A 19,471-nucleotide genomic window follows, 5' to 3' on the forward strand; every position below is an offset into this window, starting at 1 on the left:
TCAATGTCGAACAATATCATCAAGAAGCCGGCCGAGCCGGCGACCGAGGTCATTTCGCATGACGTCACCCCGCTGACCGTCAATACCGATGCTGGTGCCTACTCCAAAATTGGCTGGACCGTAGTCTTGGGGGGATTCGTTGGATTCCTGTTGTGGGCTAGCTTTGCACCACTCGACAAGGGGGTTCCGCTGTCAGGCTTCGTTGCCAAGGAGACTAACCGGAAGACTGTGCAGTACCTGCAAGCCGGTACGGTACAAGATATCTTGGTGCACGATGGTGACGTTGTGAAAGCAGGGCAGGTAGTTGTGCGAATGAACGATGTTCAAGCTAGCTCCGCGATGCAGTCGACGCTGGCACAGTACATCATCGCACGTGCGGTGGAGGCTCGACTGACTGCTGAACTGACGGGAGGGAAGTCGGTGCCATTCCCGAAAGAGTTAGAGCAGTACAAAGAAGATCCGCGCGTTAAGGAAAATATGGATTTGCAGCGCCAACTGCTGGCCTCGCGTCAGATGGCGCTTGAAAGCGAGTTGGCGGCATTTACCGAAAATGCTGCCGGTCTGACGGCGCAGATCCAAGGGTTGGACGAGTCGCGCGAAAGTAAAAAAGCGCAGCTCAGTTTCTTGAAAGAGCAACTGGACAACAGTCGTGACCTTGCGAAGGAAGGCTATATTCCTCGTGCCCGCTTGCTTGAACTAGAACGTACTTATGCTCAAATCAATGGACAGATTTCTGAAGACGTCGGCAATTTGGCGCGTGCGCGCCGGCAGGTAGCGGAGACTAATCTGCGTCGTTCGCTGCGCCTGCAGGAGTATCAAAAAGACGCGCGCGCCCAGCTGTCGGATGTACACAAAGAAGCTGAATCGCTGGCAAGCCGACTGCAGGGCCAGCAGTATGAAGTGGCGAGCGTGGATGTCAAGGCGCCAGTAGATGGCGTGGTTGTGGGCAGCAACGTGTTTACCAAAGGCGGTGTTGTAGCGCCTGGCGCTAAGCTGATGGAGATTGTGCCGTCGCAGGACGCTTTGGTGGTAGAGGGGCAGTTGCCAGTGAACTTGATCGACCGTGTGCATGACGGCTTGCCAGCTGAACTGATCTTCGCAGCATTCAACACCAACAAGACGCCGCATATCCCTGGCGAAGTGATCAATGTCGCAGCTGACCGCACTGTGGACGAACGCAACGGCCAACCATACTACAAGGTGCGTGCCCGCGTAACCCCGGAAGGTGCGAAATTGATCGCACAGCACAAGCTGAATGTCGTGCCTGGTATGCCGGTCGAACTATTCGTGAAGACTGGCGAGCGCACGATGATGAGCTATCTGCTGAAGCCGATCTTTGACCGCGCCAAGACTTCGATGTCGGAGGATTAATTGCCGCATAAACTGATCAAGCGCAAGCTGCTGCCGTTGGCGATGGTCACGGCAGGACTGCTGGCTGCAGCCGACGCTTCTGCCCTGGGCCTGATGCAAGCGTATGAGGCCGCCTTGAAGAATGATCCGACTTACCGCTCCGCCTACTATCAGGCGGAGGCAGGTAAAGAAAATCGTATTCTGGGCCGTTCCGGCTTGTTGCCTAGTGTTTCCGGGAACCACAGCCTGAGCCAGAACCGCGATACGCTGACATATCGTGGTCAAACAGACCCACAAGACTATCTGGCTCGAAACACTACGCTGCAGGTGCGCCAGACCGTGTTCAGTCTGGATGCTTGGGCGCGCTACAAACAGGGCGCAGCACAAAGTGAACAGGCCGAAGCCCAGTTCATGTCGCAGTCGCAGGAAGTGATTGTGCGTGTGGTGAGTGCCTACCTGGAGACGCTGCTGAAGGAAGACCAGGTGGTGTTAGCCCGTTCTGAGCGCGACATGTATGCCGAGCAGATGAAGGTCAACGAGCTGCTGTACAAAAAAGGTGAAGGTACGCGCACCGATGTGCTGGAAACCCGTTCGCGCCTGGATCTGGCTGAAGCGCAGTTAATCGAAGCGCAGGACGCGCTGTTGACCGCCAAGGATACCCTGGCGGGAGTGGTTGGGACCGATGTCGATTCGCTGGATCATTTGCGCGCGGGTTTCCACGTGTCGAATGACGACAAGCGTTCCTACGAAGAATGGAAGAAGACGGCGCTCGAACAGAATCCGGATATCCTCTCTTTGACCAAAGCGGTCGACGTCGCCACACAGGAGGTAAACAAACAGCGCGCAGGCCATACGCCGCGCGTGGATATTACCGGCACGTATGGCAAGACGGCCTCCGAAAGCCAGAGCACGATCGGCCAGGAAACCAAAGTGCGTAGCATTGGTTTCCAGGTGAGTGTGCCAATTTTCCAGGGGTTCGCCGTCAGTGCGGCAACGCGTCAAGCTGCCGCCAATCGCGAAAAGGCACGTTCTGATGTTGAGGCGCAAACCGACAAGACTCTGGTGGAATTGCGCCGCAATTACAATCAGGTCGCCAGCAGCGTACCGCATATCGAAGCGTTGGAAAAAGCCGTGGAATCGGCCAAGCTGCTGATTACGGCAACGGAGCAAAGTATCAAAGGCGGCGTGCGCATTAATCTGGACTTGCTGACCGCTCAGCGCCAGTTGTACACAGCGCAGCGTGATCTGGCTCAGTCGCGTTATACCTATATGCTTGCCGCTCTGCGTTTGCGGGCTGCGGCCGGCACTCTGTCAGGCGACGACGTGCGTATGCTGGCGGCGCACTTCGAATAATAAGTGCCTTCTCCTGCGGACATTTTGCTGCGTGCAAGCGTAGTAAAATGTCCGTTTTCTTTTAGTCTTAATCTACCGGTCCGATGGCGTCGTCTGCATTGCAAGGAAACAATAGCAAATTATTAGGGCTTGAAGTCTTGCGCTTCATTTCCGCGATGGCTGTGTTGTTCTGGCATTACCAGCATTTCTCGTTTGTTGCGGATAAGGCGGTTGATTTTGCTCAGAATCAGCAACCGCTCTACGGCGTGTTTGCGCTGTTCTACAACTACGGCTTTTACGGCGTGCAGGTGTTTTGGTGCATCAGCGGCTTCATCTTCTTTTGGAAGTACCGTACCGCGTTGGCGGACGGCGCGATCGGCGCACGCAAATTCTTCGTGCTGCGCTTTTCTCGCCTGTATCCGCTGCACTTCGTGACGATGGTGCTGGTCGGTCTGCTGCAGCTGGTCTATTTTGCGCAGAGAGGTTATTACTTCGTCTACCAGCATAACGACCTCAAGCATCTGATCCTGAACCTGTTCCTGGCAAGTCATTGGGGTCTGCAGGATGGCTACAGCTTTAATGCACCGATCTGGTCGATCTCGGTGGAAGTACTGGTTTATCTGATCTTTTTCCTGACGCTGCGCTCGGTTGGTCGTAGCGCGTGGGTGAATGGCGCGGTGCTGCTGATCTGCGCAGCTGCGAAATGGGCGGGGGCAACTTCGCCGGTAGTGGACGCTGCAGCCTACTTTTATGCCGGGGGATTAGCGGCGATTGCCTTCCGATATCTTGAGGGATCAAAATACCTGGCGCATGCAAAGCTCGTGATGCTGGCCTTTGTCGCGCTCACACCGGTTGCCGCTTACGCCGGCAACTACTCGCGGGAACAATTTATCCCCTTATTCCTGCTGGCTTACTTGCCAGTGCTGCTGTTTGTCGCTGCGCGTGATTTCCCGATGCCTACGAAGATCCAGCGTTTGGTTGAGGCGGCGGGGAATATGACCTACTCCAGCTATCTGGTGCATTTTCCAATCCAGCTCAGCCTTGCGATCTTTTGCGATTGGCTGAATCGTCCTATTCCTTACTACAGCGTCAAGTTCTTCGGCATGTTCATGGGCTTGACGCTGGTGGCAGCGTATTTTGTGTACCGGTGGTTTGAGTTGCCAGCGCAGGACGCGATTCGCCGCAAGTTCGCCTGAGCATTGCGGGCTTGCCATCTCCGGACTTACAATCGCTGGCTAACCAAAATCAACCGGGGAAAAAATGAATCTTCCGCAATACATCACAATCAACGGTACTTCTTACGCATCTGAAAAACTGAGCGACGTGGCCAAACAGCAGGCCGCTAACATTCAAGTCGTCGACGCCGAATTGGCGCGCCTACAGCAGCAAACTGCAATCGCGCAAACCGCACGCAATGCCTACGTCAGTGCGTTGGTAGAGGCCGTGAAGGGCAAGGTCGACACTGCTACCGTAGAGAAGCCGAAGAAGCCGCGCGCACCACGTAAGCCAAAGGCTAAAGCGGAATAATAGAATTGCCTCTGTCAGACCAATGACCCCGGTATTAAAGCGCGTGACAACTGAGTTCATTCCGGCGGAGGATCGCGTGCGGCTGTCTGGCGAGATGGAGGACGGTCAAGTTGCGATCTGGCTCACGCGACGGCTCCTGGGCTTCCTGCTGCCGGTTTTACTGCAGCGACTGGATGACCTGTTCAGTTCTATGATTCCTGCGCACCGCGATGCCTTGCAGGAATTTGCGCAGCAGGCAGCAAGCAGTTCGCTCGAGGCGTCTGCGCCAGTGGTAACTGGCGATCAAGGATTGGCGATCGTGGCAACAGAGGTGGATGTGGGGCGCACCGATGAGGGCGTCTTGCTGACGATCCGCAATGACGCTCATGGTTTTCATCTGCCGCTTAGCAGCCAGGCCTTGCGTCAGTGGCTGCACATTCTCTATCGCGCCGACCGCCAGGCGGAGTGGAATCTGCCGCAATGGCCGGCCTGGCTGACCGGCGAGAACAAGCTTGCGCTGGAACCGACGGTCGCACTTCATTAGGTCTTACTCTTTGCCGTAACAGGCCGGGCAAGATTTGCCCGGTACGTATTCCGGCGCCAGCTGCTGGCGTGGCGTGACCACGGCGCGGCAAGCGAAGCATTGCTTGGTTTCGGTCGGTTCCAGCTGCGGATTCAGCGCGGTGCGGTAGTCGAACACGAAGCAGTCGCCGGTGTAGTGCGCGCCGCCGACTTCCTCGAAATACTTCAGGATGCCGCCTTCCAGCTGGTACACGTTGTCGTAGCCGATGTTTTGCATGTGGATCGCGGCTTTTTCACAGCGGATGCCGCCGGTGCAGAAGGTGACCACGGTCTTGCCGTCGAAGTCGGCCTTGTGCTTCTCGATCACTTCCGGGAACTCGGTGAACTTGGTCAGGCGGTAGTCGACCGTGTTGTTGAAGGTGCCGACGTCCACTTCGTAGTCGTTGCGGGTTTCGACCATGACGACCGGCTTGCCGTTGTCGTCGTGGCCCTGGTCGAGCCAGCGCTTCAGGGTTTTCGCTTCGACGAACGGGGCGCGGCCTTCTTCCGGCTTGATCAGCGGCATACGCATGGTGATGATCTCTTTCTTGATTCTCACCAGCATACGGCGGTGCGATTGCTCCTCCGACAAGCTTTCTTTCGTTTCAAGATCCGCCAGGCGGGCGTCGCTGCGCACCCAGGCCAGGTATTCATCGATGTGCTCGCGCGTGCCGGACAGGAACATATTGATGCCTTCCGGGGTCAGCAGAATGGTGCCTTTCAGGCCCAGGCGGGCGGTGATGTCCTGATATTGCGGACGCAGGTCCTCGAGATTGTCGAGGGTGATGAATTTGTAGGCGGCAATGTTGACGTAAACGGGCAGTGCCGCGCCGGCGCTCGCGGGCGCGCTCAGAGTCGATGCTTGCATGTTGCGTTGGGAATTAGAAACCGGAACAGCCAACATTATACCTTCTTCGGCCATTGCTTAAAAAGTGGGCAGGAACTTATCGGAGGCGGCTTTGTCTCATTCTGGTGAAGAGGAGACTCGATTGGGGAGTGCGCCATGGAACAGCCGCCAGAAGATGGATTGTCGTCGCAGGAAAGGCAGGCAAAAGCGATTGCCGATTTGTCATGCGAAGTGAAGCTGTTGTCGCAGCGGGTGGTGGCAGGATTCGCGGAATGCAGCGAGGCCAACCAGCATCTGGAAGAGCGGATTACTGAGGTGAAGACTGGACTGGATGCGAGAATTTCCGAACTCAGGTCTGATTTCGGAGAGCGCCTAGGTGCGATTGAGCGGAGATTGGATTTCTACGGGCGAGTTTTTACCAGCGTATTTGTCGCGCTCGTGGCGGGAATTTTCGGGAAGGCGATGCAGTGGTGGTGAAATGGCCGCCGGGCTTGTTGCCGGCGGCCGGGAAAATCATTTCTGCGACAGGACCCATTTCACCAGGGTGTGCGCTTCGGCGTCGGTTACCTGGTTAGGAGGCATCGGCACGGAGCCCCATACGCCGGAGCCGCCTTTCATCACTTTTTGCACCAGCTTGTCCTCGGCATCTTTCTGGCCTTTGTACTTGGCGGCGACGTCCTTGTAGGCTGGACCAACCAGCTTGGTGGCGACGGCGTGGCAAGCCAGGCAGTTCTTGGACTTGGCCAGATCTTCCGGGCTGGCTGCCTGGGCGGATACGGCCAGCATCATGAGCGCTGCAGCTGCGTAATATTTCATTGCGTTCTCCTCCTGGGTGGGCGTGTAAAAACCTTATTCTAGTAGATTCTTTAACACGCTATGTAAAGTTGCAGAGGGGTTAGCGGCACATTTGATGTCTCTTATGGAACCTTGGCATTCGGGCGATGATCCAACCAGCTCAAAACATGATACGCGCATAAGCAAACTGGAGAGAGCTGTGGATACTCAATCTGAGATCAACAAGGGCTTGGCCACGCTCGGCACAAAGGTCGAGCATGTGGACAATAAGATTGACGTAGTACGTGATCAACTCGACAAGAAGGTCGATACCGTGCGTGACCAACTGGATAAGAAGATCGATGCCGTACGAGACTAACTGGACAGGAAGATTGAGTCAGTGCGCGATCAGTTGGACAGGAAAATTGAATCAGTACGCGACCAGTTGGACCGGAAAATTGATGCGCTGCGGGCTGAGATGGACAGGAAATTCTTTTGGGTATATGGCGGAATCATTTCGATTGTTGCCGGCCAGGTCGCATTGTATTTCAAATGAGATCGAGCGTTGGCGATGTCGCCACGCCAGCGTACTTCAGGGGCGTCCGGACTGTTAAAATAGCGGCTCTTCTGCACAAGGATTGAGCACCGCGAATGAGCATTGACACCATCGAACAGGCAGGCGGCGTGGAAGCCGCGGCAGCGCCGGCTGGACCGGGATTCGTGCACCTGCGCGTGCACACGGAATATTCGATTGTGGATGGCCTGGTCCGTATCGACGACCTGGTCAAACAAGCCGTCAAGGACAAGCAGGGCGCGCTGGCGGTCACCGATCTGGCCAACCTGTTCTGCATGGTGCGCTTCTACAAGGCCGCGCGCGGCAAGGGCATCAAGCCCGTCGTCGGCGTCGACGCCTGGATCACCAATGACGAAAACCGCGACAAGCCAAGCCGCATCATGCTGTACGCGAAGAACCGCATGGGCTATCTTCAGCTGTGCGAGCTGCTGTCGCAAGCCTGGCTGACCAACACCTACAAGGGACGCGCCGAAATCCGCACCGAGTGGCTGGAAGCGCTGGCTACGCAGGAATATGCGCTGCTGCCCGGTGAGTCCGGCGCCAATGGCCTGATCGCCTTGTCCGGCGCCCATCACGGCGACATCGGCCAGGCAATTGAAAACGGCAACCTGGAACTGGCCGAGCAAAATGCCGAGAAGTGGGCCAGGATTTTCCCCGGCCATTTCTACATCGAGATCCAGCGCGCCGGCCAGCCGAACCAGGAACAGCAAGTGCGCCATTCGGTGGCGCTGGCATCCAAACTGGGTCTGCCGGTAGTGGCGACGCATCCGGTGCAGTTCATGACCCAGGAAGAATTCATCGCCCACGAAGCGCGCGTGTGTATCGCGGAAGGCGAGATGCTGGCCAACGCCAAGCGCGTGAAGCGCTTCAACGAGCAGATGCGCTTCCTGACGCAAGCCGAGATGGCGGAGCTGTTCCACGATCTGCCGGCCGCGCTGCAGAACTCCGTCGAAATCGCCAAGCGCTGCAACCTTACGCTCACGCTGGGCAAGCCGCAGCTGCCGAACTTCCCGACGCCGGGCATGACCATCGACGAATTCCTGGTGGCCGAAACCAAGAAGGGCCTGGAAGAGCGCCTGGAGCAGCTGTTCCCCGATCCGGTCAAGCGCGAGCAGGAACGTCCGCGCTACGAAGACCGCCTGAAGTTCGAGAACGACACCATCATCAAGATGAAGTTCCCGGGCTACTTCCTGATCGTTGCGGAGTTTATCCAGTGGGGCAAGAACAATGGCGTGCCGATTGGTCCGGGCCGTGGTTCCGGTGCAGGCTCGCTGGTGGCGTACGCGCTGAAGATTACCGATCTGGACCCGCTGAAATACAACCTGCTGTTCGAACGTTTCCTGAACCCGGAACGTGTCTCGATGCCCGACTTCGACATCGACTTCTGCCAGGAAAAGCGCGAACTGGTGATCCAGCACGTGAAGGATCTGTATGGCCGCGATGCGGTGTCGCAGATCGCCACCTTCGGTACCATGGCCGCGAAAGGCGCGATCCGCGACGTGGGCCGCGTGATGGACTTCGGCTACAACTTCTGCGATGGCGTGTCCAAGCTGATTCCGTTCAAGCCGGGCAAGCCGGTATCGATTGCCGAGGCGATCGAAGAAGAACCGCTGCTGAAGGAACGCCAGCAGAATGAAGAGGAAGTGAGCCAGCTGCTCGATCTGGCGCAGCAGGTGGAAGGCATCACCCGTAACATCGGCATGCACGCCGGTGGCGTTCTGATCGCGCCGGGCAAGCTGACCGACTTCTGCCCGCTGTACACCCAGTCCGGCGATACCGGCGTGGTGTCGCAGTACGATAAGGACGACGTGGAAGCCGTCGGCCTGGTGAAGTTCGACTTCCTGGGGCTGACCACGCTGACCATCCTCGACCGCGCCGTCAACTACATCAAGGATCTCGATCCGGCGATGGCGGACTTCGATCTCGCCAAGCTGCCGCTGAATGACCGCCCATCGTATGAGCTGCTGACCAAGGCGAAAACCGTCGCCGTGTTCCAGCTTGAGTCGCGCGGCATGCAGGGCATGCTGAAAGACGCGCGTCCCGACCGCTTCGAAGACATTATCGCGCTGGTGGCGCTGTACCGTCCCGGCCCGATGGACCTGATTCCGGACTTCTGTAAGCGTAAGCACGGCGAGAAGTTCGACTATCCCGATCCGCGTACCGAGGGCATCCTGTCCGAAACCTACGGCATCATGGTTTATCAGGAACAGGTTATGCAGATGGCCCAGATCATCGGCGGCTACTCGCTGGGCGGCGCGGACATGCTGCGCCGTGCAATGGGTAAGAAGAAGGCCGAAGAGATGGCCGAGCACCGCGAGATCTTCCGCAAGGGCGCGGGCGAGCGTGGCCTGACCGAAGAAAAGGCCGACGAGATCTTCGACTTGATGGAGAAGTTCGCTGGCTACGGCTTCAACAAGTCGCACGCGGCGGCGTATGCGCTGCTGTCGTATCACACCGCCTATCTGAAGCATCACCACACCGCCGCGTTCATGGCAGCCAATATGTCGCTGGCCATGGACGATACGGACAAGGTGAAGATCCTGGTCGAGGACTCCATCGAGGTCTGCGGCCTGACCATGCTGCCGCCGGATATCAACAAGTCCGACTACCGCTTCCGCCCTGACGGCGAAGCGCCTTCGGTCACCGGCAAGCCGGTCAAGAACATCCGTTACGGCCTGGGCGGCGTGAAGGGCGCGGGCGAGAATGCGATCATGGCGATCATTGCGGCACGCCAGTCCGGCGGTCCGTTCACCAGCCTGTTCGACTTCTGCAAGCGCGTCGACAAGAAGCAGATCAATCGCCGCACCATCGAAGCGCTGATCCGCTCCGGCGCCTTCGATTCCTTCGGCGTGGACCGCGCGGTGCAGTTTGCCTCCGTCGGATTCGCGATGGAGTATGCGGACCAGGAAGCCAAGTCGGCCAACCAGGTCAGCCTGTTCGGCGGCGACGATTCCGATCTGGTGGCGCCTCCGGATTATGTGCAGGCCACGGCCTGGACCGACCGCGAGAAACTGGCGGAAGAAAAAATCGCGCTGGGCTTCTACCTGTCCGGTCACATGTTCGACTCGTATTCCGGCGAAGCGCGCCGCTTCGCGCGCACCAAGCTGTCCGAACTCGAACCGTCGCGCGAGCCGCGCATGATGGCGGGCGTGATCACCGGCGTGCGTACCCAGATGACCCAGCGCGGCAAGCTGCTGATCATCACCCTGGACGACAAGACTGCCGTGGTGGAAGTCACCGTGTACAACGAGCTGTTCGAACCGAACAAGCATATGTTCAAGGAAGACGAATTCCTGTGCGTGACGGGCAAGGTTTCCGAAGACCGCTTCTCGGGCGGCCTGCGCATCACGGCGGAAAAGGTCTACGACATCACCGCCGCGCGCGTGCAGTTCGGCCGCCAGATGGGCTGGTCGCTGCCGAATGCCGTGCCGTCTGCCAAGCTGCAGGAAGTGCTGGCGGCGCATCGCGACGAGTATGGTCTGCCGATCGCCATGCGCATCAAACCGCAGGGCATCGATTGCGTGCTGCAACTGGGTGATGAATGGCGCGTGGCGCCTTCCGATGCACTGAAAATTGCACTGGAGCAGGGCCTTGGCGCACAGGAAGTTGCTGTCGAATATTAAACCTTTATGCAGGGCTAGACTCTGCGGTTAGAACCGGGTTTTCTACGGTCGCAAGTGACATAAAAGCAACCAAGTTGCCGAGGTGTTTAGGTAAGATATTTTCACCAACAACAACTGCGGCGGCTTGCCATGCTGTTCAATTCGTTCAGCTTCCTGCTGTGCTTCTTGCCGGTGACGCTGATCGTTTATTTTCTGGCGGCGCGGCGGGCACCTGATCTGGCTATCGCCTGGCTGGCGCTGGCCTCCCTGTTCTTTTATGGCTGGTGGGACGTGCGCTACGTTCCGCTGCTGCTGGCGTCGGTGCTGGTGAACTATGGCAGTTCGCTGTGCATACGCCACCGGCAGGGTAGGGCGCGCCAGCTTTGGCTGACGGCGGCGGTGACCTTCAATCTGCTGCTGCTTGGCTATTACAAGTACGCGGACTTTTTCCTATCCTCCTATGCCGGTCTGACTGGCCAGCCGCTGGCCGCCCTGCACGTCGTGCTGCCGATCGGGATTTCCTTCTTCACCTTTACCCAGATTGCCTTCCTGGTCGATACCGCGCGCGGGCTGGTGAGCGAGAGCCGCTTCCTGCACTTCCTGCTGTTCGTGACTTATTTCCCGCATCTGATTGCAGGACCGGTGCTGCATCACAAGGAAATGATGCCGCAGTTTGCCGACGCGCGGAACGGTATTCCCTGCGCGGCAAATTTCTCTGTGGGCCTGAGTATTTTCTTCATCGGCCTCGCCAAGAAGGTGCTGATCGCCGACAGCCTGGCGCCGCACGCCAATGCGCTGTTCACCCAGTTGGATGCGCCGACTTTCCTGGTCGCCTGGGGCGGCGTACTGGCCTACGCCTTCCAGCTCTACTTCGATTTCTCCGGTTATTCGGATATGGCGATTGGACTTTCCCGTCTGTTCGGCGTGCGGCTGCCGCTGAATTTCAATTCGCCATACAAGGCCACGAACATCATCGACTTCTGGCGCCGCTGGCATATGACGCTGTCGCGCTTCCTGCGCGATTATCTCTATCTGCCGCTGGGCGGTAACCGCCGAGGGCCGATTCGCCGTTTCGCCAATCTGATGATCACCATGCTGCTGGGCGGCTTATGGCACGGCGCCGGCTGGACCTTTGTGCTGTGGGGCGCACTGCATGGCGTCTACCTCGTCATCAATCACGCCTGGCTGGCGCTGGCCACGCGCATAGGCTGGCCGCTGCGCAGTACCTGGTGGCGCTACAGCGCGGGCGTGCTGACCTTTGCCGCCGTGTGCGTGGCATGGGTGTTCTTCCGCGCGCCGGACCTGAATGGTGCGCTGCGCATTGTGTCCGGCATGGCGGGGTTGCAGGGCGTGTCGCTGCCGGATGCGATTGGCGTGCGCATCGGCGCACTGAAAACTGTGCTGGATGGCTTGTCCATTCGCTGGGAACTGGGCGGAGCGACGCGCTTTGTCCTGACCTGGGGATGGGTCACCATAGCGGCTGCCATCGCCTTCCTGATGCCGAATACGCAGCAGATCGTGCGCGGTTTCGAACCGGCCCTGGATTATGAAGACGAAGCGCCGAAGACTGCCATTGCACGCGCGGTCGAATGGCGTCCCTTGCCATCGCGCGCAGTGGTGATTGGCGTGCTGGCGGTGCTGGGCGTGCTGTCGCTGCACCGCCCCAGCGACTTCCTTTACTTCCAGTTCTGAGATCATGCCCGCCGCCTCGCACAAACAATTCCTGTTCTGGCTGCTGTGTACGGCACTATGCGGCTTCGCGCTGGCGGGCGGCTTCGTGCTGCTGGTCGACCCATATGGCCAGTACCACCTGCTGCAGCGTGAAGGCATCAATGCCGTCAAGCCAGCGCCTGAGCGTTACCAGTACGAACTCAAGCTGGTGAATGCGCGCCGCTTGGCGCCATCCGTTCTCCTGGTCGGCAACTCGCGCGTCGAAGTGGGCATGAATCCCGAGAATGCGGCGCTGGGCGGCAACGCTTATAACCTGGGCCTGGCCGGGACGGGGGCCACAACAGCGATCTCGCAGCTGAATGCCTTGAGCCTGCAGGGCATCAAGCCGAAGCGCGTCATCATTGGCCTGGAATTCATGGACGCCTTGCTGCTTCCAGGTGAAGCGCCCGGCGTGCCGCTCCAGCTGCCGCGGGAGAAACTGGGACTGACCTGGCGCTTCGATACGCTGTTCTCCCTGACCTCACTTAAGGATGCCTTGCTGACCCTGTTCATCCAGCATGACGGCGAAGCCGGCACCCAGACCGAGCGCGGTTTCAATCCTCTGCACGAATACGAGCGCTTTGCGCGCGTGGATGGTTACCACAAGATCTTTCGCCAGCGTGCGGAGGAAAACGTCCTCATAGCGCTGCGCAAGGCGCCCGGTGACCTGGACGTGGCTGGAACGCGCGCCGAGATTGCCGGCATGCTGGATACGGCCACGCGCCGCAATCCCGGCGTCGATATTTACCTGCTGGTCTACCCGTACCACGCGCAACTGATGGCGCTGATCGAAGAAACGGGCCTGGGCCCGCACTTCGAAGCGTGGAAGGACATCGTGGCCGATGAAGTGGCGCTCGCCGCCAAACGCCATCTCGATACGCATATCGCGCTGTACGACTTCAGTGGCTACGGCTTCTTCAATTGCGAAGCGATTCCGGCGGCAGGCACCCACGATGCCACGCGCTGGTATTGGGAGGCGGGACACTTCAAGCAGGCATTGGGCGAGCTGGTGGTGCAGCGCATGCTGGCGCCGGCGCAGATGCCATCCGGACTGGATGCGGAGGAGCAGACGGCCTGGCGCGATTTCGGCCAGCCGCTGACAACGCGCACGCTCGCAGCGAATCGCCTGCGCATCGCGAACGAACGCAAGGCATGCGCGGAAAGGAATCCCGACACTTTCAGCAGTGTCGGGCAACTGGTGGCGCAGGCGCGCGCCAAAGCCGGCGCGCTGGCCAGCAAGGGCCAGCAACGCAAGGGCGCCGCAACGGCGCAGGTAATTACATATGCCTCAGGCCAGTGATGGCGTAGCCCTTGGAGCCCATTTGCTGGACCAGGGCTTCGATGTGGAAGTCGGGTAGGGATTGGGTATCGTCATCCACTTCCAGGGCTTGGGCGGCGGGCGTCCAGTCGGTGTTGATGGCTTCCTGCGGGATAGGCTTGCCTTCGGGGACGGCAAGGTAGGAGAAGATGCCGTCGTGCTCGGCTCGTCGGTAGATATCCAGGCGCATTTCGCTTCCTCCACAAAGGGTTGATCCGCTCAAAGTCGCCAGCCTGGCAGTACCGGACTATTGCGTCAGTTCGCTACCGCACACGCCGCCGTAACTAGTTCGATTCTACTCCGCTCGCGCGGCTGTGGAGCATCGGTGGCCGGGATTGATACGATCGCGCAATCCGGCGCCAGGCGCGCCAGCACGGCGGCGTTGACGGCTTCCAACAATTCATGGCGCTTGCGCACCTCGGAGCGCTTTTTGGACGGCACATCTTCCATCGATGGCGGCAGCAGCGGTTCGCAATCGAGTTCGTAGTCGCCGTCCTGGCGCTGGCGGGCGCCCATTTCCTGCCACAAGCCGTCGTAGTCGGCCTTGACCTTGCCCAGACGGATCGACTTGCGAGCCACCGTGCGGTTGCCGTTACCGACCAGCACCAGGCTGTTGCAGCCGTAGGCATGGCCGAGCTGGCGTACCAGGCGCACCAGCAGGTTCTTGGGACGCAGGCCGAACAGGTCGCGCGTCGCTTCGCGCGCCAGTTCCAGGCCGGCGCCATGCTGCGGACCCTGGATGCAGCCGATGCCGACTTCGCGGCCGGCGCCAAGGAAGGAAAACGCCACCGAATACACCAGGGCCTCGCCGCAGCGCAGCTGCAGCACCAGTTCGCCTTCGCGCTCCATGGGCACGATGGCGCACAGCGCGATGTTGTATAGTGCGCCGGACTTGCCGGCAAAGCGCGCCAGTTCGACCGGGCGCCGCGCCGCGTCGGCCACCAGCTCGCCCAGGCCCTGCTGCAGGATGAAGTGGTAGTGCGACATCAGCGCCGACAAGCGCTGGCGCTGGCACATGCGATGGCTCAGCCAGGGACGGTAAATCTTGTGGATCAGGCGCGGCTGGGCGATGGCCAGGTCGCGCAGCACGCTGTGCGAATTGAGAAGGTGCAGCCAGCTGCTCGTCATGCGGGGACAGGCGAGGGCACGCAACTGCAGTTTCAACGCGGCAAAGGTTCGCGAGAGGTGAGACTTCCGTTCCAGCCCGGATCGGAGGGTGATGGACTGCATGTTGCGATGTCTCCTATTTTGTTTCCATTGGCAGAAACATATGGAAACAATACGTTACAATTCTGGCGATAGTATCTATAGGCATTTCTCGTTGCAATTGGTGAACGAACTTAGGGTCTTCCCTTATAACGTGCTCTGCGGCAACCCCTGTTTCTGCTGTAGCCGATGTGGATTGTTACAATACGATACGTAATACACTTAGTTGCGCTTTTTTCCTTATGCGTTTTTCGTTCCTGCTTCCGGCAAGCGTTTATGTGGCCGTTTATGTGATGTTCGACTGGCTCAGCTATGTCGAGCCGCTATTCGGCCTGAACATCACGCCCTGGAATCCCGATCCGGCCCTGGGCCTGCTGTTCTGGATGCACTACGGGCGCCGTGCGGCGCTGCCGTGGTTTATTGCGCTGATTGCGGGCGAGTTGTTCGTGCGCGGCATGCCGGCCGGTCCGGTGGTCACTGTGATCACGTCGGCCTGGCTGACGGCGGGCTATGGCCTGATCGGTGAAATGCTGCGCCGGCGCTTCAGTACCACCGAGCTGTTTGAGGACCGCGAGGACCTGTTCCGCTGGCTGACCATCATCGTGCTGGGCACCGCCCTGAATGGCGCGGTGTATATCGGTTTGCTGAAGATCGCCGGTCTGATCCCCTCCGGTAACTGGCCCACCGCCACACTGCGCTTTGCCATTGGCGATATGGTCGGTGTGCTGGTGACCATGCCCCTGCTATGGATGCTGGCGGCCCCGGGCCCGCGCGCACGCCTGCGCGCGGCGGTATGGCAGGTTGAGACCATCGGCTATCTGGCGCTGGCCATCTTCGTGCTGTGGGGGGTGTTCGGCTATATCCTGACGGCCGAATTCAAGCACTTCTATTTCCTCTTCCTGCCCGTGATCTGGGCTGCGACACGCCAGGGCGTGTACGGCGCAGCGCTGATCGTGTTCGTGCTGCAGCTGGCCATCGTTACGCTGGTGAAGGGCAACCGCGCACCGGACATCACGGTGCACGAGCTGCAGATGCTGGATGCGGCGCTGGCGCTGGTCGGCTTCTTTATCGGCATCGTGGTCGATGAGCACCGCAAAACCGAAGCGGAATTGCAGCAGACCTTGCGCCTGGCCGCCGCCGGCGAAATGGCGGCCGCGCTGGCGCATGAACTGAATCAGCCGATGACGGCGCTGGGCGCTTACGGCAAGGCCTGCGAGCACTTGCTGGAGCGGGGCGAGACGGGCGATATGCTGAAGAATGCCATCGGCCAGATGATTGCCGAGTCGGCGCGTGCGGCCGAGGTTGTGCGCCGCCTGCGCGACTTCTTCCGCACCGGCGCCATGCAGCTGGAAACGGTCAGCGTGGGCGCGCTGCTGGGCAGTATCGTGCAACAGTTCCGGGTGCTATTCCACGAACATGGGGTAGTGCTGGAGCTGGCCGAAGGTCCGCCGCAATCGGTGTTGGTGGACCGGCTGCAAATGGAGCTGGTGCTGCGTAATTTGCTGGCCAATGCGCTGGATGCCGTGCGCGCCCAGCCGGCCGGTGTGCGCCGCATCCAGGTGCGCGCCGAAGCCCTGGACGGCAAGCTGCGCCTGACCGTGGAAGATAGCGGCACAGGCGTCAGCCGCGACGTGGCGGCGCGCCTGTTCGAGCCATTCGTCTCGTCCAAGGCCAGCGGCATGGGACTGGGGCTGGTGCTGAGCCGGGCCATCGTGGAAGCCCATGGCGGTACTTTGTGGGCAGAAGTTGGCGATCACGGGGTATTCCGTTTTATACTTCCGGCGCTGGAGACTGGAGAACCAATTGTCAAATAACCTGACCGTCTTTATCGTGGACGATGACCCGTCGGTGCGTGACGCGCTTGGCCTGCTGCTGGGCGTGCGCGGCTATCGCACCGCTGTTTTCGCCAGTGGTGAAGCCTTCCTCAAAGCGTGGCAACCTGAATGGACCGGCTGCCTGGTGGCCGATATCCGCATGTCCGGCATGGACGGGCTGTCGCTGCAGCGTACCCTGATCGACAAGGGCTGCACCCTGCCGGTGATTATCGTAACGGGCCACGGTGACGTGAGCCTGGCGCGGGAAGCCTTCAAGGCGCGTGCCGTCGATTTCCTGGAAAAGCCGTTCGACGACGCCAAGCTGATTACAGCCATCGAAGAAGCCTTCTCGCTGGAGCGCAGCTCGCGCCAGGCGCTGGACCGCAAATCGCAATCGCGCCAGCTGGTCGATGAGCTGACCCCGCGCGAACGCGAAGTGATGGAGCTGGTGGTGATGGGGCGGCACAATCGCGAGATCGCACCGCAGCTGGGCATCAGCGTGCGCACCGTGGAAGTCCACAAGGCGCGCCTGATGGCTAAGCTAGGGGTTGATAATGTGGCTGACCTGGTGCGGATTGCAATGGCGCGCTGACCTTCTCGCTGCGCCATTTCATTACCACTTCAAATAGCCATTCCGGCTTCAGCGCGGCCATGCAGCTGCAGGTGGCCGCATCAGCGCAGCCTTCGCAGGGCTTGGGCATCACCAGGCTGATGGCGCGCTCGCCGAGGGCGCCCCAGCGCGCCGGATCGATCGGCTTCACCGGCGGGAACAGGCCCGCGGTCGGTCGGCCCAGCGCCGCCGCCATATGCAGCGGACCGGTGCCGCTGGCGATCAAGCCATCGCAGCCGCCGATCAGGGACGTGAACCCTGTCAGATCAAGCTTTCCACACACATTCACCACATTCGGCAGGGCCAGCAGCTCGGGTGCCTGTTCGGCCAGCAGCTTGCCTTCGGCAGCGCTGCCGGTCACCAGCACCCGCACGTCCGGCACGGTGCGCAGCAGGCGCGCCAGGGTGGTGAAATGCCCCAGCGGCCATTCGCGGCCGTTGCCGTTCGACTTGGGGTGCAGGATCAGGTTGAATTTGTTCTTGTCCAGCAGGGCGTCGGCATCGGGGTGGTGCGGGACGCTCAGGCCGTAGTAGCGCCAGGCCTGGCCGAGCGGCGGCACATAGTCCATGCCCAATGGCTTGAGCAGCTTGAAGTTCAGCTGCGCCTCATGCAGATTCGACTTCACGCGGCTGAAGTGGGCCAGCAGGTTGCAGAAGATCCAGTTGTAGTGGCGGCCGCTGGTGCCGACCCGGCGCCACACGCGGGCGCGCGCCGCCGTACCAGCCAGCTTGCGGGTCGGGAAGGCGAAGATGACGGTGTCGTATTCGTTTGCGCGCATATGGCTGGTGAGATCGCCCGCAGCTTCCACGGTGACGACTTTGTCTACATGCTCGCACTGGTTGACGATGGCGGAGGCGTAGGACCGGCACAGCAAGCTGATTTCGGCGCCCGGATACTGTTGCTTCAGGTAGCCGATCATGGGCAACGTCAGCACCACGTCGCCAATATTGTCGGTGCGGGTGATCAGCACCTTGCGCAGCGGCGGCTCCTGTTCCTGCGCGCGCAGGCAGAGGGCGGCGATGGCGCCGATCATGGTGATGTAGAAAATCTTCGGCGCCATCAGCCAGAACATCACGTCCGTCAGACCGAAGCCGATGAAGCTCAGAACCAGCACCAGGCCTGCCAGCGCGAGCGGACGCTGGCCACGGTCCGGCGCCCGCAGCTGGCGGGCGAACAGCGCGAGCGGGGCGCCATACATCGCCAGCAGCAGACCGAAATCCAGCAGGCCGCCGGTAGCCAGGCAGTGCAGCACGTCGTTGTGGGCGCTGGCGTATTCCAGCGCAGGCGATTGCTGCAGGCGGCCCTGGGCGGCCAGCGCACGCAGTACGACATCGAATTCATCGCGTCCCACGCCGATCCATGGATGCTCGCTGAACATCATCCAGGCGGCCTTCCACAATTCCAGGCGGATGCCGACCGAGGTCGTGGCATCGTTCAGCGTGAAGTAGCGGTGCACTTCCGTGGCGGCGATTTCGATGCGCATGGCCACGCCGGTGTGGGGAAGCGCGAGCGCGAGCAGGAACAGGGCCACAGCCACACCGCCTGCCACCAGAACGCGCTTGCCGTATATGTCGTAGCCAAAGCGCATCAGCGGCGCCAGCACCAGCAGCAATGCGAGCCAGCCGCCGCGCGAAGCGGACAAGATGGAGGCCACCATGCCCGCCAGTAGTGCAACGACTGGCAGGAAGGAGTAGCGGGTGTGGCGGAATTCGGAAAGGCCGCATAAGGCCATCACGCCCAGCGCCATGGCGAGGTCGCCGAAAGTAATGGCGTGATGCGTGAAGCCGACGGCGCGATCCAGCCCTTCCACGCCAAACTGCAGGGCGGCAATGACGGCGGAGGCGATGGCGCCAACGCACAGGCCCAGCCAGAACCAGCGTGCTTTGGGACGCAGATAATAGACCGCGCCAATGCAGCTCAGGCCAAGCATCAGGCGCGAGGGGCCGTCCAGGGTGTACAGTCCCTGATGGAACACGAGCATGCGTGCCAGCGAAACGAGGAAGTAGGCGAAGAACGCGAATACCACGGGACCGACCAGCGGCCAATGTTCGCGATAGGGGGCAAGGGCGCCGCGCCGGGCGTTCCAGAAGAACAGCAGCAGCAGCACGCCAAGCGTCGCGCCTAGTCCATGGCTGGTGCTCAGCGCAAGCGCCGGCAAGGCAAAAATCAGGATGGAGGAAAACAGACCGCCGCCAGTCTTCGGTAGCGGGGCGTGGCTGGCCATATCCATATGACGCGTGCAGAAAAGCCCCATTATAGCAGCGCTG

At 60.2% G+C, this 19,471-nt stretch carries 17 protein-coding genes; 12 read left to right on the forward strand and 5 right to left on the reverse strand.

Annotation, left to right across the window (positions count from 1 at the left end; all coding sequences use genetic code 11):
* Positions 1-3: 3 nt before the first annotated feature.
* From AB4Z19_RS20560 to AB4Z19_RS20580, 5 genes are all read left to right on the forward strand, one after another.
* Positions 4-1,371, forward strand: coding sequence for an HlyD family type I secretion periplasmic adaptor subunit (locus AB4Z19_RS20560; protein WP_442035887.1), 1,368 nt, complete (start codon positions 4-6; stop codon positions 1,369-1,371).
* Positions 1,372-2,703, forward strand: coding sequence for a TolC family outer membrane protein (locus AB4Z19_RS20565; RefSeq protein WP_442035888.1), 1,332 nt, complete (start codon positions 1,372-1,374; stop codon positions 2,701-2,703). It abuts the gene before it with no gap.
* Between the two features lie 83 nt (positions 2,704-2,786).
* Positions 2,787-3,878: an acyltransferase family protein gene (locus tag AB4Z19_RS20570; protein WP_442035889.1), complete on the forward strand. Its 1,092-nt coding sequence runs from the start codon at positions 2,787-2,789 to the stop codon at positions 3,876-3,878.
* Between the two features lie 64 nt (positions 3,879-3,942).
* Positions 3,943-4,209 (forward strand): DUF6447 family protein, encoded by a 267-nt coding sequence (locus tag AB4Z19_RS20575; protein ID WP_442026088.1) that lies wholly within the window; start codon positions 3,943-3,945, stop codon positions 4,207-4,209.
* A gap of 22 nt (positions 4,210-4,231) precedes the next feature.
* The gene (locus AB4Z19_RS20580; RefSeq protein WP_442026089.1) at positions 4,232-4,732 is read left to right on the forward strand and encodes a hypothetical protein; all 501 of its coding nucleotides are present in this window, start codon (positions 4,232-4,234) and stop codon (positions 4,730-4,732) included.
* A gap of 3 nt (positions 4,733-4,735) precedes the next feature.
* On the opposite strand, the gene AB4Z19_RS20585 is transcribed toward AB4Z19_RS20580, so the two are convergent.
* Positions 4,736-5,617 carry a sulfurtransferase gene (locus AB4Z19_RS20585; protein ID WP_442026090.1) on the reverse strand — a complete coding sequence of 294 codons (882 nt, stop codon included), beginning with the start codon at positions 5,615-5,617 and terminating at the stop codon, positions 4,736-4,738.
* A gap of 135 nt (positions 5,618-5,752) precedes the next feature.
* Here AB4Z19_RS20585 and AB4Z19_RS20590 point away from each other — a divergent pair, with 135 nt between their 5' ends.
* The gene (locus tag AB4Z19_RS20590) at positions 5,753-6,073 is read left to right on the forward strand and encodes a hypothetical protein (protein WP_442026091.1); all 321 of its coding nucleotides are present in this window, start codon (positions 5,753-5,755) and stop codon (positions 6,071-6,073) included.
* Positions 6,074-6,109: 36 nt separating this feature from the next.
* On the opposite strand, the gene AB4Z19_RS20595 is transcribed toward AB4Z19_RS20590, so the two are convergent.
* Positions 6,110-6,412: a c-type cytochrome gene (locus tag AB4Z19_RS20595; protein ID WP_442026092.1), complete on the reverse strand. Its 303-nt coding sequence runs from the start codon at positions 6,410-6,412 to the stop codon at positions 6,110-6,112.
* Between the two features lie 178 nt (positions 6,413-6,590).
* Here AB4Z19_RS20595 and AB4Z19_RS20600 point away from each other — a divergent pair, with 178 nt between their 5' ends.
* The 4 genes from AB4Z19_RS20600 (at position 6,591) to AB4Z19_RS20615 (ending at position 13,556) form a co-directional block, all read left to right on the forward strand.
* Entirely contained in the window at positions 6,591-6,749 is a 159-nt protein-coding gene (locus AB4Z19_RS20600; RefSeq protein WP_442026093.1) for a hypothetical protein, read from the forward strand.
* 272 nt (positions 6,750-7,021) lie between these two features.
* Positions 7,022-10,567: a DNA polymerase III subunit alpha gene (dnaE, locus tag AB4Z19_RS20605; protein ID WP_442026094.1), complete on the forward strand. Its 3,546-nt coding sequence runs from the start codon at positions 7,022-7,024 to the stop codon at positions 10,565-10,567.
* A gap of 129 nt (positions 10,568-10,696) precedes the next feature.
* Positions 10,697-12,238: an MBOAT family O-acyltransferase gene (locus tag AB4Z19_RS20610; RefSeq protein WP_442035890.1), complete on the forward strand. Its 1,542-nt coding sequence runs from the start codon at positions 10,697-10,699 to the stop codon at positions 12,236-12,238.
* 4 nt (positions 12,239-12,242) lie between these two features.
* The gene (locus AB4Z19_RS20615) at positions 12,243-13,556 is read left to right on the forward strand and encodes a hypothetical protein (RefSeq protein ID WP_442029211.1); all 1,314 of its coding nucleotides are present in this window, start codon (positions 12,243-12,245) and stop codon (positions 13,554-13,556) included.
* Here AB4Z19_RS20615 and AB4Z19_RS20620 read toward each other — a convergent pair.
* Together AB4Z19_RS20620 and AB4Z19_RS20625 are read right to left on the reverse strand one after the other, a co-directional pair.
* The gene (locus AB4Z19_RS20620) at positions 13,534-13,764 is read right to left on the reverse strand and encodes a DUF6139 family protein (protein WP_442035891.1); all 231 of its coding nucleotides are present in this window, start codon (positions 13,762-13,764) and stop codon (positions 13,534-13,536) included. The two genes, AB4Z19_RS20615 and AB4Z19_RS20620, sit on opposite strands and share 23 nt — an antisense overlap.
* A 65-nt stretch (positions 13,765-13,829) precedes the next feature.
* Entirely contained in the window at positions 13,830-14,804 is a 975-nt protein-coding gene (locus AB4Z19_RS20625) for a DUF535 family protein (protein WP_442035892.1), read from the reverse strand.
* Positions 14,805-15,022: 218 nt separating this feature from the next.
* Here AB4Z19_RS20625 and AB4Z19_RS20630 point away from each other — a divergent pair, with 218 nt between their 5' ends.
* Positions 15,023-16,594, forward strand: a complete 1,572-nt coding sequence (locus AB4Z19_RS20630; RefSeq protein ID WP_442027845.1) for an ATP-binding protein — start codon at positions 15,023-15,025, stop codon at positions 16,592-16,594.
* Positions 16,584-17,186, forward strand: coding sequence for a response regulator transcription factor (locus AB4Z19_RS20635; protein WP_442027846.1), 603 nt, complete (start codon positions 16,584-16,586; stop codon positions 17,184-17,186). The genes AB4Z19_RS20630 and AB4Z19_RS20635 overlap by 11 nt, the downstream gene beginning before the upstream one ends.
* On the opposite strand, the gene AB4Z19_RS20640 is transcribed toward AB4Z19_RS20635, so the two are convergent.
* Positions 17,131-19,434, reverse strand: a complete 2,304-nt coding sequence (locus AB4Z19_RS20640; protein ID WP_442035893.1) for a glycosyltransferase family 9 protein — start codon at positions 19,432-19,434, stop codon at positions 17,131-17,133. The two genes, AB4Z19_RS20635 and AB4Z19_RS20640, sit on opposite strands and share 56 nt — an antisense overlap.
* Positions 19,435-19,471: the final 37 nt, after the last annotated feature.

It is taken from the genome of Pseudoduganella sp. RAF19 (genome assembly GCF_052114165.1).
GTDB lineage: Bacteria > Pseudomonadota > Gammaproteobacteria > Burkholderiales > Burkholderiaceae_D > Rugamonas.